Source organism: Pseudolysinimonas sp. (assembly GCF_049651805.1).
Classification (GTDB): Bacteria; Actinomycetota; Actinomycetes; order Actinomycetales; family Microbacteriaceae; genus Pseudolysinimonas_A.
In genome coordinates, this window is record NZ_JBASCU010000036.1 from 20,926 (window position 1) to 36,553 (window position 15,628).

Sequence of the window (15,628 nt, forward strand, 5' to 3'; positions counted from 1 at the left end):
CGTAGGGGCCATGCGAATGCTGGTCGGTGCCGTGACGATTGCCGGGATGCTTCTGCTCGCGGGATGCGGCGGGGGTGACCCGATTCCCACCCTTCCCCCGACGCCCTCTGCTACCCCGATCTTTGCGTCGGAAGAGGAAGCCCTCGCCGCCGCCGAGGATGCGTATGCGGCTTACCTCAAGATGTCGAGTCTGATCGGGAGCGAGGGGGGAATCGACCCAGAGCGAATCTCGCCCCTAGTCACCGTCGACCGGCTCGATGTCGAGCTCCGTGGTTTTGAGACCCTTAGAGAGTCGGGTTTGCGACTCGTTGGGCACACAACTTTCGATCTGGTCGACGTGCAGCGTGTGGAGCAAGTCGGCAACGATGTCGAGGTCGTCTTCTACGCATGCTGGGACGCATCTCAATCTCGCGTAACGAACGACTCGGGCGAGGATGTGACACCCCTGGACAGAGTCGACCGCGCTGTGCTTGAAGTTGTCATGGTTACCGCAGGCGGCCAGCCACCCCTGATTCTTGCGAGCGACGACGCGTGGCCCGACTCCTCCTGTTAGCGGTATCAGTCGCGGCGCTCATTGCAATCCCATCCCCCGCGCTCGGCGTACAGGTTGCAGGGGATTGCAGCGATATAGAGCGGCAGCTCGGCGTGTGCTCGTCGGTCGACAACGGCGGAGTCCAGCTGCGAGGAGAGGGCCAAGCGCCGGGAGCGCCAGAACGGCCAGGAACGCCTGGCGGTGACCCGCGCAACGCACCGCCGCCGAACATCCAAGACCCCGCGTGCCTGAGGCCACAGCCCAACCGGCCGGCATCCTGCTATGAGGCCGATGAACCGGGGGAGCCTGGCATCCCCACCATCACGATTCGTGACATCGCGACGTTCATCCCGACTCCGGGGCGGCAGCAGATGGAACCCGATGGGTGGGCGGTCGCGGGGCTCGACACGAACTTCTACGCAATCACCAGCACCCACTTGGTGAACGGGACGCTGCTCGGCCGCCCGGCCGACGTGCGTTTCACTCCGACGACCTACCGCTGGGCGTACGGCGACGGCACGTCGGCGACGAAGCACACCCCTGGTGCAAGGTGGGCCGCGCTCGGCATCGCCGAGTTCGAGCCGACGCCGACATCTCACGTGTACGAGCAGGTCGGCGACTACACGATCACGTTGTCGATCGTGTTCGCCGCTGAGTACCGCTTCGACGGCGGGCCGTGGCGACCCGTCGTGGGGTCGATCACCCTGCCGGCGAACGATCTGCACATCCGAGTCGGCACGGCCAAGACGGTGCTCGTCGAACACGACTGCCTGGCAAACCCCAGCGGTCCGGGGTGCTGAGAGCCGTGCCCCGGGAAGCGAAGTAGGCTCCCAGCGCAGCCATAACAGACGCACAGAATTCGGCGAGATGCTGGCTGCGCCGAAAGGAGCACCTCGATGTCCGAGTCCGACCAGAAGCCCGCCCCCCGCGTCCGCCGCCCGCGCGTCACCCGCACGCCCGAAGCGGCTGTTGAACCCACGCCCGAGGAGTCCGCCGAACCGACGCCTGCGGCATCGACCGACCCCACGCCAGACGCCACCCTCGAGATCGAGCCCACGCCCGCGGCGTCCCGGCCGCGCAACGGCGCCGCCACCCTCGTCGCCGTCGCCGCGGCTGCCGCTCTCGTCGGAGGAGCCTCGGGAGCCGGCATCGCCGCATGGGCGATTTCGGCGAATGTCGCCGACGGCCCGAGCGGTTCCGTCGACCCGCAGACGATCACCGTGAACGACCCCGAGGGCGTCAATGTCGTCAACGCGGTTGCCGCGAAAGCCGGCCCCTCGGTTGTCACGATCAGCGTGGCATCCCAGCGCGCCGGCGGAAGCGGGTCGGGCGTCATCCTCAGCGAAGACGGCTACGTGCTCACCAACAACCACGTCGTCACCCTCGACGGTGCGTCGAACGAGGGCACCATCGAGGTCACGACCGCCGACGGCCGCATCTTCGCCGCCGAGATCGTCGGCAACGACCCCACCGTCGACCTCGCCGTGATCAAGCTGGTCGATGCGAGCGGCCTGACTCCCATCGAGTTCGGGGATGTCGACGCCCTCGATGTCGGCGACCGGGCCGTCGCGATCGGGGCCCCGCTCGGTCTGGCCAACACGGTGACCGACGGGATCGTCAGCGTGCTCGAGCGCAGCATCCAGATCGCCTCGTCGGCCGTGCCCGACGACGGCAGCGAGGAGGACGGCGGACAGAACCCGTTCAACTTCGACATCCCGGGGCAGCAGTCCACCGGCGGCTCCGGAACGATCTCCATCCCCGTGATTCAGACGGATGCCTCCATCAACCCCGGCAACTCGGGCGGTGCGCTCGTCGACGACTCGGGCAAGCTCATCGGCATCGTCGTCGCCATCGCGACCGCCGGGGGGTCCAGCGGCTCGTCGGGGTCGATCGGTGTCGGCTTCGCCATCCCGGCCGACCTCGCGCAACGGGTCGCCAACGAACTCATCGAGAACGGCACCGCCACACACGGCCTGCTCGGCGCGACGGTGCGCGACGCCTCCAGCACCGACGGGTCGATCGTCGGGGCGGTCATCGTCGACGAGAACGGCATCGTCCCCGGCGGCGCGGCCGAGGAAGCCGGCTTACAACCCGGCGACATCATCACCGAGCTCGGCGGCGTCGGCATCACGGGCAGCGTCGATCTCACCGCCCAGGTGCGCTGGCACGCCGCCGGGGCCGACACCGAACTCGTGTACGTGCGCGACGGAGAAGAGCACACCGTCACGGTGACCCTCGGTACCCTCCAGCTCTGACCGCGTTAGGCTCGACCGGGCCCGGCGGTCGCCGGGCCCGGTCGAGACCGGGAGTGAGACGCGCGATGCCGAACGCTCCTGTCGCCGTCTCCTACGTGATGCCGGTGCTCAACGAGGCCGGCTATCTCGAGGCGGCGATCGCCAGCATCGTCGAGCAAGACCATCCCGGCGACTTCGAGATCGTGCTCGCCGTGGGCCCCTCGACCGACGGCACCGCCGAGATCGTGACCCGCCTGATCGCTGCGGATGATCGCATCCGCATCATCGACAACCCGGGCATGGACATCCCGATCGGGCTCAACCTCGCCATCGCGGCGAGCCGTCATCCGATCATCGTGCGCGTCGATGCCCACACCGAACTTGCCCCCGGCTACACCAGCCGTGCCGTCGCGACGCTCGAACGCACCGGGGCCGCGAGCCTCGGCGGGGTGATGGTCGCCACCGGCAAGCCGGGTCTTCAGGCCGCCGTCGCGCGCGCCTACAACAGCAGGTACGGGCTCGGCGGCGGGGCGTACCACGGTGAGAGTGCATCCGAAGGTCCCGCCGAGTCGGCCTACATGGGCGTCATGCGCGCGGACGCACTCCGCGAGATCGGCGGCTTCGACGAGACCCTGCGCCGCGGCGAAGACTGGGAACTCAACTACCGCCTGCGGCAGGCCGGCCACATCGTCTGGCTCGACCCGCAGCTGCGGGTCAGCTACTGGCCCCGCAGCACCCTGCTGAAACTGCACCGCCAATTCTTCGCGACCGGAGTCTGGCGCGGCGAACTGGTGCGACGGCTCGGCGCCCGCAACCCGCTGCGGTTCTTCGCCCCGCCGGTGCTGCTGATTTCGGTCGTGCTGTCCGTCATCCTGCTGCCCCTGCACCTCACCGGGGTGCTGAGCGGCTGGCTGGGGTGGATGCTCGCGCTCGTCTACCTCGGACCGCTCGCCTACCTCGGCCTGCTGGTGGTCGCCGGCGTCACGACGCCCGGGTCGTTCGCCGACCGGGTGCGCCTCGCCGTCGTGCTCGCGACCATGCACCTGAGCTGGGGTGCGGGATTCCTCGTCGGAGCCCTGCGCGGTGCCCGGGATGTCGTCGACCGCTCCCGCACGGAGTCCTAGCCCGGCCCTTCCTCCCGTTCATCCGTGAATTTTCGTTCGCGCGGATGGTCGATCCGCGCGAAAAGTCGCGGATAGACCAGGTCGACCCCGAAACCTCAGCCCAGCCAGCCTTCGGCGAGCATGCGCTCGACGACGCGACGGCCGGCGCCACCGTCGTCGCGCGGGGTGAAGCGTTCGCGCCAGGCGGCGGCCCGCGCGGCGTGGTCGGGGTTGCCGTCGGCGGCGGCCAGGATCGCGGCGAGCAGCTCCTCGCGCGTCGCCACCACGGGCCCGGGCGCCTCTGCGAGCAGGTCGAAATAGAAGCCGCGCAGGTCGGCGCTGTAGTGGGCGAGGTCGGGAGTGAAGAAGACGATCGGCCGACCGGTGCCGGCGAAGTCGAACATCACCGACGAGTAGTCGGTGACCAGCACGTCGGCAACGAGCAGCAGGTCGGCCATATCGGGGTAACTGGTGACGTCGATGAGTCCCGCGCCTTCGAGGTCGTGCCCGTGGGCGAGGGTGCGAGAGTGGCCCCGCGCCAACACGACATGGCCCGCGTCGAGGTCGCGGGCGAAGGCGGCGAGGTCGACGAAGTCCACCATCTCGGTGCGGTCGTCGCGCCAGGTGGGGGCGTAGAGCACGACGCGCGCGTCGCTCGGGATGCCGATCGCGGCACGCACCGCCGCGGCCCGTCCATCGGAGTGCAACACGTCGTTGCGCGGGTAGCCCTCCTGCCAGATCGGGCGGCGCATCGCGTAGGCCGATCGGAAGATCTCGGCCGAGTACGGGTTCTGCGCGAGCAGGGCATCCCAGCGGTCGCGCTCGCGCAACACCGCGACGCGTGTTCGCAGCCCCCGGCCACCGCGGTCGAGTGCGAGCTTCTTCAGCATCGTGCCGTGCCAGGTCTGCAGCACCTTCTGATGGCTGCGCCGACGGTAGCGCTTGCGCAGCCAGTCGTTGACGACGAGGGCTCGGGCGGCGGCGCGCACCCGCCACCACTCCCGCGAGCCTTCGATGATGCGCACCGCGCCGTCGGGCACGGCGACCGAGCCGTCGACGACGCTCCAGTACCGGCGCACCTCGGGGCGCAGCTCGGCGAGGGCCCGGTCGATGCCGAGCGGATTGCACGACGCCGACTGGCCGTAGAAGCTCTCGAAGAAGACGGCGTTCTCGGGTTGCGGATGCCAGCCGCGATACTCGTGCTCGAGTCGGCGCTGGGCGACCGCGCCGCGTTCGTCGTCGGCGAGCGGGGCGGCGACGTGCACGACGACACCTCCGGCGTGCGTGCCCACGCTCGCCCGGAAGAGTTCGTGGTCGAGGTCGGCTGACGCGGTGGTGACCGCTCGTGAGGTCCACCCCCGGGGCGTCGCGAGCTGCAGCCGGTACCGGTCCGAGGGCAGCGCGAGCCCCTCGACGCCCCACCGCGGGCCGAGCAGCTCGAACTCGGCGACGGTGAGTTCGCCGGCAGTGGACAGGATGCCGTCGACCCGTGCCCGGCGACCTTCGAGTCGCGCGGCCGTCACGTCGCCTGAGATCGTCAACCGCAGCGTCGAACCTTCTGCCGACTCGATCGCGACGATCGGACGCGGCCGCACCTCGACGCCGTGAGCCGCAGAGCCCCCGGTGCGCGCGAGGATCTCATCGAGCACCGCGTTCGTCGCGTCTCCCGACACGTCGACGTACTCGTCGCGTAGCCACGCGCTGTGGCGCACCGCATCCGGGTCGCCGTCGAGCGCCGCGTCGAGAAGCTCGAGCGCGGTGGCCCAGCCGGTCGCGTAGCGTCCGCCGCTGAACTCCCGGTACGAGTCGTAGAGCCCGCGACGTTTCGCGTACGGCTCCAGGTCGCCGGCGAGGAACACGATCGGCCGGCCGAGCAGCGCGAAGTCGAACGCGATCGACGAGTAGTCGGTGAGCAGCACGTCGATCTCGGGAAGCACGGCGTTCACGTCGCGGGCCCGATCGGAGCCGAGCATCCGCACGCGGGTACTGGTCGCCGGACCCGACGCGTAGTCGCCCGCACCGAGCGGGTGAGCGCGCACGTAGAGCACGGCATCGCGGCGCTCGAGCCAGGCCACGATGGAGTCCCACTGCTCGGGTGTCGGAGCGACCGGGTCAGGTGCGCCGTCGCGCCAGGTCGGCGCGTAGAGGATCGAGCGGGCCGAGCCGGCGTCGAGCAGGGCGCCGTCGCGCGGAGCGGTGAGCGCATCGTCGCGCGGGTCGCCGGTCACGACGATCCGCGCCAGGGGCACGCCGAAGGCGCTCGCGATGCGTGCCGCGACGAGGTCGGAGGCGACAGGAAAGAGCCGGATGCCGCGCCCCGCGAACCGGTAGGCGCGCCTCAGAAGCGCGCGCACCAGGCGGTGGTCGGGCAGGAAGGACACGCGGAGGGTCGCGGGGGAGTCGAGGTGGAGGCGCTTCAAGGGGATGCCGTGCCAGAGCTGCACGACGAAGCCGCCGCGGGTCGCGAAGCGGTTGACATCACCGAAGCCATGCGTCACGACGATCACCCGAGCGCGCAGGGTGAGCCAGAAGCCCCGCCATCCGGTCTTGCGTTCGGCGTCGAGCCCGAGCCCGCGCGCCTCGGCCAGCTCGGCATCCGTCGTCGCGAGCCACACGAGGCGGGTCGCGTCGCCGAGCCTCTCGCGCGCCGCCCGGTAGAGCGGCAGGGCACCCTCGCCGACGCCGATCCCGCAGCCGAACACCCACAGCCGCGAACTGCGGGGCACGACGAGCGTCGCGAGCGCGCCAAGCGCATACAGCGGCAGTCGCAGCAACTTGAGGGCGTTGCCGGTGCCGAACGTGAATCTCGCCATGGCGGGAGTGCGGGGGCCCTTCTCGCTGCGCTCGTCACGCGGCATGGTCACGATTCTGTCACGACCGCAACCCCTCGCATCCGACCTGCCTGCCCTGTTGTGATCGAAAGGTGCAGATTTTCGTGACCATGATCCGCCGGCTCGCGCAGGACGCGCGCACGGCGTCACGCGTGCTGCTCAACGGGTTTCGCGCCCGTCAGGCTCGCAACGCGGCCGAACGCCTCGCGGCGACGATCCCGCCGCCGCGGCCGGGCAGCATCCGTGTCGGCCTCTACTTCGCCGACACCCGGGTCAACCTGTACCAGGTGCGGCAGTGGTACGCGTCCCTCGCCGGACTCGCCGAACGGCAGGGGGTTGCGATCATCACCCGCAGCCCGGGGGCCTACCTCGAGATATCGCGCGAGACGACCATCCCGGTGCTCTACCTGCGCACCATCAGCGAGATCGAGGAGTTCCTGGCCGAACAGGATGTCGCCGTCATGCTCTACGTGAATCAGAACGTCAAGAACTTCCAGATGCTCAGGTACGGCCGTGTCCTGCATGTCTTCATCAACCACGGCGAGTCCGACAAGGCCTACATGACGTCGAACCAGTTCAAGGCCTACGACTTCGCGTTCGTGGCGGGTCAGGCCGCGCTCGATCGGCTGGGGCGCGAACTGTGGGACTACGACGTCGCCCGGCGAGCGATTCCGATCGGTCGACCGCAGACCGATCACCTCAGCGCGGCGAACATGCCGATTCCGCGCGACGACCGCACCGTCGTCTTCTACGCGCCGACCTGGGAGGGTGACCGGCCGACCATGGCCTACGGGTCGCTCGTCAGCCACGGCGTCGACCTCGCCCGTGCGGTGCTCGCATCGCCCGCCCACCGGCTGGTGGTGCGCCCACACCCGCGCACCGGGGTGAACTCCCCGGAACATCGCGCCGCTCGCGACGAGATCGCCGCGCTGATCGCAAGCGCCAATGCCGCAGACCCGTCGGCCGGGCATCTGTTCGACGAGGGCGCCGATCTGGGCTGGCAGTTCATCGTCGCCGACGTGCAGATCACCGACATCTCGGCGATGGTCTACGACCGTCTTGCCACGGGCAGGCCGCTCGTCGTCACGCGCCCGGTCTCCGCGGAGGCCGAGATCGACGAGCGCGGGTACCTGGCGGCCGCGGAGTGGCTGCGAGCCGAGGACGCGTCGCGGGTGCTCGAGATCGTGGAGCGCGCGATGCACGACAACGCGTCGCGCGCGACGCTCGCCCACTGGTCACAGCATCACTTCGGTGACACCTCGCCGGGGGCGTCGACCGCACGATTTCAGGATGCCGTCGACCGATTGCTCGCGCTCTGGGCGGACCGCACGTCCGCCGGTCGGGGGGATGGCCCGCGACTGCAACCCGCGTACGCGCCGCTTGAGGATGACGACGACCCCCATGTGCCGCCGCGCGAGTGAACCTGCCCGCACTGATTCAATGTCAGGGTGAGCCTCCTCAGCGACTTCAGAGCCGTGCGCCGCGTGATCCGCAATGCGGTGCGGTCGCGGGCGACTCGTTCGGAACTGGCGGCGCGTCACCAAAGCGCTCCGCAACCCGGAACCATCCAGATCGCGGTGTACTTCGCCGACACCCGCGTGAACCTCTACCAGATCCGTCAGTGGTACGCGCCGCTCGCCGAACTCGCGAAGCGGCATCCCGTCGCGATCATCACGCGCAGCCCCGGCGCGACCCTGACCCTGCTCGACGAGTCGCCGGTTCCCGTCGTGTATCGCCGCCGCGTCGTCGACCTCGAACAGTTCGTGGCGGAGCAAGATCTGCGGCTCGTGCTCTACGTCAACCAGAACCAGAAGAACTTCCAGATGTTCCGGTATGGCCGCATGTGGCACGTCTTCGTCAACCACGGCGAGAGCGACAAGATGTACATGACCTCCAACCAGTACAAGGCGTACGACTACGCCCTGGTCGCCGGCCAGGCGGCTCTCGACCGGCTGTCACGCAAACTCTGGGCGTTCGACGTCGAGCGTCGCGCCATCCCCATCGGTCGACCGCAAGCCGACCACTTCGGCGGTGAGCTGCGTTACCCCGACGATGACCGCATCGTGGTGCTGTATGCGCCGACCTGGGAGGGCGACCGGCCGGCGGCTGCCTATGGGTCGATCGCGACTCACGGCCGGGCGCTCACCGCGGCCGTGTTGGCCTCGCCGAGGCACCGGTTGGTCTACCGGCCGCACCCGCGGAGCGGCGTCATCTCGCGCGAGTACCGCGAGGCGCACCAGGCGATCATCGCGGCGATCGCGGATGCGAACCGAGCAGAGCCGAGAGCCCACCACGTCTACGACGACGGCCCCGAACTCGGCTGGCAGCTCGCGGCCGCCGACGTGGCGGTCACCGACATCTCGGCGATGATCTACGACCGGCTCGCCACCGGAAAGCCGATCCTGGTGACCCGGCCCTCGGCGCCCGACGCCGAGATCGACGAAGACGGCTTCCTCAGCGTCGCCGACTGGCTCAGCGCCGACGAGGCCGGCGACATCCTGGCCATCGCGGACCGGGCCCTGCTCGACCCGGCCGCGCGGGCCAAGCTCGCAACCTGGTCGACGCACTACTTCGGAGACACCACTCCCGGCGTCGCGACGCAGCGCTTCCACGCCGCGATCGACGCCCTCATCGCGGAGTGGGATCGGCACGCCCTCATCCACATCGGCGACCGCCGTTCGTCGGAGTCCGACCCGCTCGATGACGACGAAGACGAGGAAGGGTTGCCGCAGAGCGGCGATTGACGAAAGCCCGCGTCGTGCACCCGACGTTCCGCCGGCCTGGCGTTACACTGCCGACATCCTCGACAGCGCCGATGTGACGCGCTCGTACCGGCGCTGTCGAGTGGCGGGCAGTCAGCTCGCGGGCGGCAACATCGGGTAGTTCGCCCGGCCTCGTGGCAGCTTCTGGGGGCGCGGCATCTTCGCCGCCGTGATCGCCTTCGATGCGCGCGGTGGCTTCTGCGGCTTGATCACCGCATCCAGCGTCGCCGGGAAGATCGCGGGCGCCGGGCCGAACGCGGTGCGCGCCGAGTTCACGACCCGTCGCCCGAGCAGGTGATTGCCGCCACCGCCGATCGCGGCGCCGATGCCGAACGGGATGGCGCGGCCGATCACCGAGGAACCCTGCGTCGCCGCGAACTTGCGCACGAATGCACGCTGAACCCGATCGCCGAGTGGGCCGAATACCGCCGCCGGCAGGCTGCGGGTCACCAGTTCGCCCCAGTAGGCGGTGCGGGTCGGACCGGCACCCGCGGCTTGGGTGGCGAATTGACGGATGAGCTCTTGCCCGCCGTTGCCGAGGATCATCGCCATCACCAGGGTGCGGGCGCGCTCGCGGTCGAGATCGGCGATGCCGTGCACCTCGGTCACCGACTGCGCGAACAACGCGCTCGCCTCGAGGAACCCGGCGGTCTCGACGCCGGAGAGCACGACCGACACGCCGACTCCCACCGCGGGGATCGCCGCCGACGCGCCGACGAGCGCACCCCCGGTCGTGACCGCGGTGAGGTACCGGCGTTCGAGGATCGCAATGACCTGGGCCGGGTTGGCGTCGGGGCGACGAGATCGGATACTGCGGATGTGCGCGAGCACCACGGGCCGTTGCACCGACAGCAGGGCATCGAGTCCGCGCTCGGCCGCCGAGGGCGACCGGCTGTCGCTGCGCACTTCGAGCTCGTCAGGCACCCTTCACACCGTAGTCGGCCTTGTAGCGGTCGACCACGTCGCGAATCGGGGCGTCCAGTACCAGTTCGCCCTGGTCGAGGTAGAGGCCGCGCGTGCAAAACCGCAACAGATCTTTCTCGTTGTGCGACACGAAGAACAGGGTGCGACCGCCGGCGAGCAGCTCTTCGATGCGGGTGTAGCACTTGGCCTTGAAGGGGGCGTCTCCGACGGCGAGCACCTCGTCGACGAGGATGATCGGCTCTTCGAGCCGCGAGATGACCGCGAACGCGAGGCGCACCCGCATGCCGCTCGACAGATGCTTGTAGGGGGTGTCGACGAATTTCTCGAGTTCGGCGAAGGCGATGATCTCGTCGAACCGTTCGGCGATCTCGCGCGTCGTCATGCCGTGCAGGCCGGCGGTGAGGTTGACGTTGTCGCGCACCGTGAGGTCGTTGACGAAGCCGCCGGTGATCTCGATGAGCGGCGCCACACCGCCCTCGACCCGCACCTCGCCCTCGTCAGCCAGCATGACTTGGGCGACCAGCTTGAGCAGCGTCGACTTGCCCTGGCCGTTGCGGCCGACGACACCGATCGCCTCGCCGGGCTGCACGTCGAATGACACGTTGCGCAGCGGCCAGAACTCGTCGGGGCGGCGTCGCCTGGTGCGCCCGCCGAAGAGGTCCTTGAAGCTGCGGCGCGCGGCACGGTTGCGGGTGAAGCGGATGCCGAGATCCCGCACGCTGATCGTGCCCTCCGGCGGCTGGTCGTCAGGAGGCGGCGCCATCAGATCTCCTTCAGCACGCGCCGGATGCTGCCGCGGTACACGAGGAATCCGACGATCAGGAACACGACCGTCATCCCCGCACTGATCGCCACGGCGAACCCGTCGAGTTCCTGCGGGAAGAACGCGGCCCGGTACAACGAGAAGATGCCGGCGAGCGGATTGAACGCACCCCAGAACTGCAACTCCTTCGGCAGATCGCCGAGGCCGTAGATGATCGGTGAGGCGTAGAACAGGAAGCGCAGCACCAGCTTCACCGCCCGCTCGAGGTCGCGAAAGAACACCACGAGCGGTGCGACGAGCAACCCGATACCGAGGGTGAGCGCCGCCTGCAGCGGGATGGCGAGCAGCCACCAGAGCGCCTCGACGTGCACGATGGCGCCGAACAGCACGACGAACAACACGAGAACGGGGATGCTCGCGACGAACTCGATGCCCTTGCTGAGCACGAGACGGGCGACCCAGATCGTGCGCGGGATCGTCGTCGACCGGATGAGCTTCGCCTCCTTCGTGAAGGCGCGGGTGCTGTCGGAGATCGCGCCCGTGAACCACATCCAGGGCAGCAGCCCGGCCAGCAGGAAGACGATGTACGGCTCGTAGCCCACCGGCCGGTCGAACACCTGCGTGAAGACGAACCAATAGATCGCCGCCATCACGAGCGGGTCGAGGATCGACCACAGGTAGCCGAGCGCGCTCGTCGAGTAGCGCACCTTCAGGTCACGCGTCGTGAGAATCCACAGCGACCGTCGGTAACGGGCGGCGGGGGACCATCGCCGACGCACCTCGGGGCGCGCGAAATCGTCGACGGTCACGCAGCAACATTAGCCGCGCGGCGTGACCGGATCAGGTCACGGCAAACTCAGACGAAGAGGTTGGCCCGCTCGAGGTCTTCGGCGAAGTCGATCTCGACCGCGTAGAGGTCGGAGATGTCGACGGGCTCGAAGCGCAGGTCGTCGAGCTCGATCGCGAGCTCGATGCCGCGCTCGAAGTAGTCCTGGTCGCCGACCTGGCTGAGCCGACGGATCAGCGCCGCCTTGTCGTCGCGGGCGACGAAGTTGATGCCGACGGCTTCGCCGAGGCCGCCTTCGACGGTCTTGGAGAGCTCTTTGATGTGGCCGTTCGCGTCGGTCGTGTACTTGACCTCTTCGTCGGAGACCTTCGCGGTGTTGACGCTCACGAAGCTGCGATCGCGGGCGACGAGGTCGCCGGCACGTACGAGCGCCTCGGGATCGAACACGACATCACCGTTCATCCACAGCACGCCGCCGTCTTTCGACGCCTGAAGCGCACGCAAGAGCGACTTGCTGGTGTTGGTCTGGTCGTAGCGCTCGTTGTACACGTAGTTGTTGTCGGGGAAGGCCTCGACGATGTGCTCGAGCTTGTAACCCACGACTGTCGTGATCGACACGTCGGCGCCGAAGGCCTGGTGGATGTTGTCGACCTGCTGCTGCATGATGCTGCGGCCGTCGTTGAGCTCGGTGAGCGGCTTCGGAAGGGAGCGACCGAGACGGCTGCCCATACCTGCTGCGAGGATCACGATCTGAGTCGTCATGGTCCTGTTCTCCTTGGGTGTGTCGGGGCCGTCGCGATGGGGTGAATTCACCCGCTGTTCACCGCGCGACCGTTGTGCAAGACACCCCGTTGTGTCCCCGAATTCTATTCGGCGCCATGTGTGAAACCCCAGGTACTTGACACGACCGTTCTCGGATCGTGATGAAATCTGTGCAGAACTCGCATTGATACGGTTGACCGGTGGAATCCCCCCGCCCCGCCTCGCCCCGCAGGGGTCCGAGCGGACGATCAGCGGCCGCGCGCCCCGGAGCCGCGCGCGGCGCGAAGTCATCGAACTCCCGCCCGCCTGAGCCCGCGTTGGCGCCGGTCGTCGCCGAGATCGACACCGAATCGGCCGAAGCGGCGGTTCTCGAGCCGGCGGTTGTCGAGCCGGAGGTTGTCGAGCCGGAGGTTGTGGATCCAGAGGTCGTCGAGCCCGAAGTCGTCGATCCAGAGGTCGTCGAGCCGAAACCGTCGACCGATGTCGCGCTGAAGGCATCCCGTCACCCCAAGGCGGTGCGCCGCCCAGCCCGCACGACCACGCAACCCGGCCCGGCATCCAGCGCGGCGCTCTCGGTGCGCAACCTCACCAAGAGGTTCGACGGCGTGACAGCCGTGGACTCGGTCGACCTCGAGGTTCCCGCCGGAACGTTCTACGGGTTCGTCGGCCCGAACGGGGCGGGCAAGACCACGACTCTCTCGATGGTCACCGGGCTGCTGCGTCCCGACTCGGGCGTCGTTCGCATCCACGGAGCCGACGTCTGGCGCAACCCGGGAGTCGCCAAGAAGTCGCTCGGCGTGCTGCCCGACAACCTGCGCCTGTTCGACCGTCTCACCGGGGCAGAGTTCCTGCACCACGCCGGCGCGCTCCGGGGGCTCGACCGCGAGACCACCGCTCGTCGCATCGACGACCTTGTCGCCGCCTTCGGCCTGCGGCACTCGCTCGACCGGTTCGTCTCCGACTACTCCGCCGGCATGGTGAAGAAGGTCGCGATCGCGGCGGCGATGATCCACTCGCCGCGTCTGCTCGTGCTCGACGAACCGTTCGAGTCAGTCGACCCGGTGTCGGCGGCGTCGGTCATCGCGATCCTCAAGAAGTACGCCGAGGCAGGAGGCACGGTGCTGCTGTCGAGCCACAGCATGGGGCTCATCGAGCGCACCTGCGACTACGTCGCGATCATCGCCGAAGGGCGGATGCTGGCGGCGGGACCGCTCGCCGATGTGCTCGACGGCGAAAGCCTCGAGACCCGGTTCGTCGAACTCGCCGGTGGCGCGGGCGCAGTGGAGGGCATGGAGTGGTTGCAGAGCTACTCCGACTGAAGGTTCGGTTGCTGGCGAGTGCGTTCCGCACGCCGGCGACAGCAGCCTGGGCGGGTCTGGGAATCGTGTTGGCCGCTGCCTGCGTCGCGGTGCTGTGGGGCGGAGCCGCCCTCGCGGTCAACCTGGACGACGTCACCCGCCACCGCGTCGTCGCCGTCGTGGGGGCTCTGGTGTCGCTGGGGGCGTTCTTCGTGCCGGTGCTCGTCGTGCGGTCGCATCTGCTGCACCCGCGCGCGCTATGGCTGTTCGGGTTCGGTCGGTTCTCGATCGCCGCAGCGGTACTGCTGACGACACTTGTCGGACCGGCTCTGCTGCTGGTGCCGATCGCCCTCGCCCCGTTGCAGATCTGGACGGGCCCGGCGGCCGGCACCGCCGCCCTCGCGGTGCCGCTGATCGTGCTCGAAGGCATCTTCGCGGCGCGGGTCGGCGTCGCGATCGGTGCCCTGCTGTTGCATCGGCCGGCGCTCAACGCCCTCATCCGGGTCGTCGCGGCCCTGCTGTTGCTCGGGGGCGTCGTCGTCATCGTCGCCCACCTCGTGCCGACCCTCGCCCAGCAGCTGCCGGCAGCGTGGTGGCCCGTCGTCCTCGGCGTCGTCGTCGTCTCGGCGCCGCTCCGTGATCCCGCGATCGCCGAAGCTCTGACCCGCCTGCCGATCGGCGCATTCTGGCGAGCACCCTCGCACGACGCCGCCGGCGACACCGCGCTGCTCGAACAAGACCTGTGGCTGGGAGGCGTGACGATCGCCGCGCTCGCGCTGGTCTGGATCATCTCGCTCGGATTCCTTCTGCGCCCAACCCGGCGCATCCCGCAGAAGCCCGCCGCCCGCGTGCCCGGCTGGTTCCGACGCCTGCCGTCGACGCCCACCGGGGCGGTCGCGGCCCGCAGCTTCACGTATTGGTCCCGCGACCCTCGGTACCGAGCGGCCCTCGTCGTGCTGCCGGTCGTACCGATCGTCACCCTGCTCGCGATGTGGCTCGGCGGCATCCCGTTGCCGATCGCCGCGCTCGTTCCGCTGCCGCTCGTCGTGCTGCTGATCGCGTGGGGAACCCTGCACAACGACGTCGCCTACGACTCGACGGCGATGTGGACCCACCTCGCCGCGAACACCCGCGGCGTCCACGACCGGATCGGGCGGATGCTGCCGGTGCTCGCGATGGGCGTGCCCGTTGTGCTGATCGGCACCCCGCTCACCGCGTGGGGGCACGGCGACTGGGGGGTGACACCCGCCGTCCTCGGCGTCAGCACCGCCATCCTGCTCGGCGGGATCGGCGTGTCGAGTCTGATCTCGGCGCGATTCCCCTACCCGGCGACCCGCCCCGGCGACGCCGCCTTCCAGCAGCCGCAGGTTCCCGGCGCGAGTGGAGGCGGCATCCAGTTCTGGTCGATCGTTGTCATTCTGCTCGTCGCGTCGCCTGCGGTCGCCGCCGGAATCTTCCACCTGCTCGACGTGCCCGAGTGGGGCAACCTGCCCTGGACGTGGGTCGCGCTCGCGGCCGGCTTCTTCGCAGGTGCCCTCATGCTGGTGATCGGCATCCGGGCCGGGGGTGCGTCGTTCGACCGTCGCGCTCCGGAGCTGTTGGAGTTCGCCGCCCGCCACTGAGGTCTGGGCG

13 protein-coding genes are annotated in these 15,628 nt (G+C 69.2%); 8 read left to right on the plus strand and 5 right to left on the minus strand.

The genetic code is table 11. The features are described from left to right. Nucleotides 1-10: 10 nt before the first annotated feature. The 4 genes from WBL06_RS09160 to WBL06_RS09175 all read left to right on the plus strand — a co-directional run bounded on the left by WBL06_RS09160 (nucleotide 11) and on the right by WBL06_RS09175 (nucleotide 3,890). Complete coding sequence (locus WBL06_RS09160; protein WP_424455687.1) at nucleotides 11-553, plus strand: hypothetical protein; 543 nt, start codon at nucleotides 11-13, stop codon at nucleotides 551-553. Nucleotides 554-903: 350 nt separating this feature from the next. Continuing rightward, nucleotides 904-1,332, plus strand: a complete 429-nt coding sequence (locus WBL06_RS09165) for a PKD domain-containing protein (RefSeq protein WP_424455688.1) — start codon at nucleotides 904-906, stop codon at nucleotides 1,330-1,332. Nucleotides 1,333-1,428: 96 nt separating this feature from the next. Further along, nucleotides 1,429-2,787: a S1C family serine protease gene (locus tag WBL06_RS09170; protein WP_424455689.1), complete on the plus strand. Its 1,359-nt coding sequence runs from the start codon at nucleotides 1,429-1,431 to the stop codon at nucleotides 2,785-2,787. Between the two features lie 65 nt (nucleotides 2,788-2,852). Further along, on the plus strand, nucleotides 2,853-3,890 hold the full coding sequence (locus tag WBL06_RS09175; RefSeq protein ID WP_424455690.1) for a glycosyltransferase family 2 protein: 1,038 nt from the start codon (nucleotides 2,853-2,855) through the stop codon (nucleotides 3,888-3,890). Between the two features lie 95 nt (nucleotides 3,891-3,985). On the opposite strand, the gene WBL06_RS09180 is transcribed toward WBL06_RS09175, so the two are convergent. Beyond that, the gene (locus WBL06_RS09180) at nucleotides 3,986-6,727 is read right to left on the minus strand and encodes a CDP-glycerol glycerophosphotransferase family protein (RefSeq protein ID WP_424455691.1); all 2,742 of its coding nucleotides are present in this window, start codon (nucleotides 6,725-6,727) and stop codon (nucleotides 3,986-3,988) included. An 83-nt stretch (nucleotides 6,728-6,810) separates the two neighbouring features. On the opposite strand from WBL06_RS09180, the gene WBL06_RS09185 reads away from it, so the two are divergent. Beyond that, complete coding sequence (locus WBL06_RS09185) at nucleotides 6,811-8,121, plus strand: CDP-glycerol glycerophosphotransferase family protein (protein ID WP_424455734.1); 1,311 nt, start codon at nucleotides 6,811-6,813, stop codon at nucleotides 8,119-8,121. Nucleotides 8,122-8,148: 27 nt separating this feature from the next. Then, on the plus strand, nucleotides 8,149-9,444 hold the full coding sequence (locus WBL06_RS09190) for a CDP-glycerol glycerophosphotransferase family protein (protein ID WP_424455692.1): 1,296 nt from the start codon (nucleotides 8,149-8,151) through the stop codon (nucleotides 9,442-9,444). A 111-nt stretch (nucleotides 9,445-9,555) separates the two neighbouring features. Here WBL06_RS09190 and WBL06_RS09195 read toward each other — a convergent pair whose 3' ends face one another. From WBL06_RS09195 to WBL06_RS09210, 4 genes are read right to left on the minus strand one after another with little or no spacing between them, the layout of a single operon-like run. Continuing rightward, nucleotides 9,556-10,386, minus strand: a complete 831-nt coding sequence (locus tag WBL06_RS09195) for a hypothetical protein (protein ID WP_424455693.1) — start codon at nucleotides 10,384-10,386, stop codon at nucleotides 9,556-9,558. Next, nucleotides 10,379-11,149, minus strand: a complete 771-nt coding sequence (locus WBL06_RS09200; protein ID WP_424455694.1) for an ABC transporter ATP-binding protein — start codon at nucleotides 11,147-11,149, stop codon at nucleotides 10,379-10,381. The genes WBL06_RS09195 and WBL06_RS09200 overlap by 8 nt, the downstream gene beginning before the upstream one ends. Next, nucleotides 11,149-11,958 carry an ABC transporter permease gene (locus WBL06_RS09205; RefSeq protein WP_424455695.1) on the minus strand — a complete coding sequence of 270 codons (810 nt, stop codon included), beginning with the start codon at nucleotides 11,956-11,958 and terminating at the stop codon, nucleotides 11,149-11,151. Before WBL06_RS09205 ends, WBL06_RS09200 begins: the two co-directional genes overlap by 1 nt. Nucleotides 11,959-12,005: 47 nt before the next feature. Continuing rightward, the gene (locus WBL06_RS09210; RefSeq protein WP_424455696.1) at nucleotides 12,006-12,698 is read right to left on the minus strand and encodes an NTP transferase domain-containing protein; all 693 of its coding nucleotides are present in this window, start codon (nucleotides 12,696-12,698) and stop codon (nucleotides 12,006-12,008) included. A 317-nt stretch (nucleotides 12,699-13,015) separates the two neighbouring features. On the opposite strand from WBL06_RS09210, the gene WBL06_RS09215 reads away from it, so the two are divergent. Together WBL06_RS09215 and WBL06_RS09220 are read left to right on the plus strand one after the other, a co-directional pair. After that, nucleotides 13,016-14,017, plus strand: coding sequence for an ABC transporter ATP-binding protein (locus WBL06_RS09215; RefSeq protein ID WP_424455697.1), 1,002 nt, complete (start codon nucleotides 13,016-13,018; stop codon nucleotides 14,015-14,017). Continuing rightward, on the plus strand, nucleotides 13,993-15,618 hold the full coding sequence (locus WBL06_RS09220) for a hypothetical protein (RefSeq protein WP_424455698.1): 1,626 nt from the start codon (nucleotides 13,993-13,995) through the stop codon (nucleotides 15,616-15,618). The genes WBL06_RS09215 and WBL06_RS09220 overlap by 25 nt, the downstream gene beginning before the upstream one ends. Nucleotides 15,619-15,628: the final 10 nt, after the last annotated feature.

What these genes read in the sequence shown, in the direction of transcription:
- WBL06_RS09180 (WP_424455691.1), bottom strand. Translation starts at nt 6,727, where the DNA reads ATGCCGCGTGACGAGCGCAGCGAGAAGGGCCCCCGCACTCCCGCCATG.
- WBL06_RS09170 (WP_424455689.1), top strand. Translation starts at nt 1,429, where the DNA reads ATGTCCGAGTCCGACCAGAAGCCCGCCCCCCGCGTCCGCCGCCCGCGC.
- WBL06_RS09185 (WP_424455734.1), top strand. Translation starts at nt 6,811, where the DNA reads ATGATCCGCCGGCTCGCGCAGGACGCGCGCACGGCGTCACGCGTGCTG.
- WBL06_RS09200 (WP_424455694.1), bottom strand. Translation starts at nt 11,149, where the DNA reads ATGGCGCCGCCTCCTGACGACCAGCCGCCGGAGGGCACGATCAGCGTG.
- WBL06_RS09175 (WP_424455690.1), top strand. Translation starts at nt 2,853, where the DNA reads ATGCCGAACGCTCCTGTCGCCGTCTCCTACGTGATGCCGGTGCTCAAC.
- WBL06_RS09165 (WP_424455688.1), top strand. Translation starts at nt 904, where the DNA reads ATGGAACCCGATGGGTGGGCGGTCGCGGGGCTCGACACGAACTTCTAC.
- WBL06_RS09160 (WP_424455687.1), top strand. Translation starts at nt 11, where the DNA reads ATGCGAATGCTGGTCGGTGCCGTGACGATTGCCGGGATGCTTCTGCTC.
- WBL06_RS09210 (WP_424455696.1), bottom strand. Translation starts at nt 12,698, where the DNA reads ATGACGACTCAGATCGTGATCCTCGCAGCAGGTATGGGCAGCCGTCTC.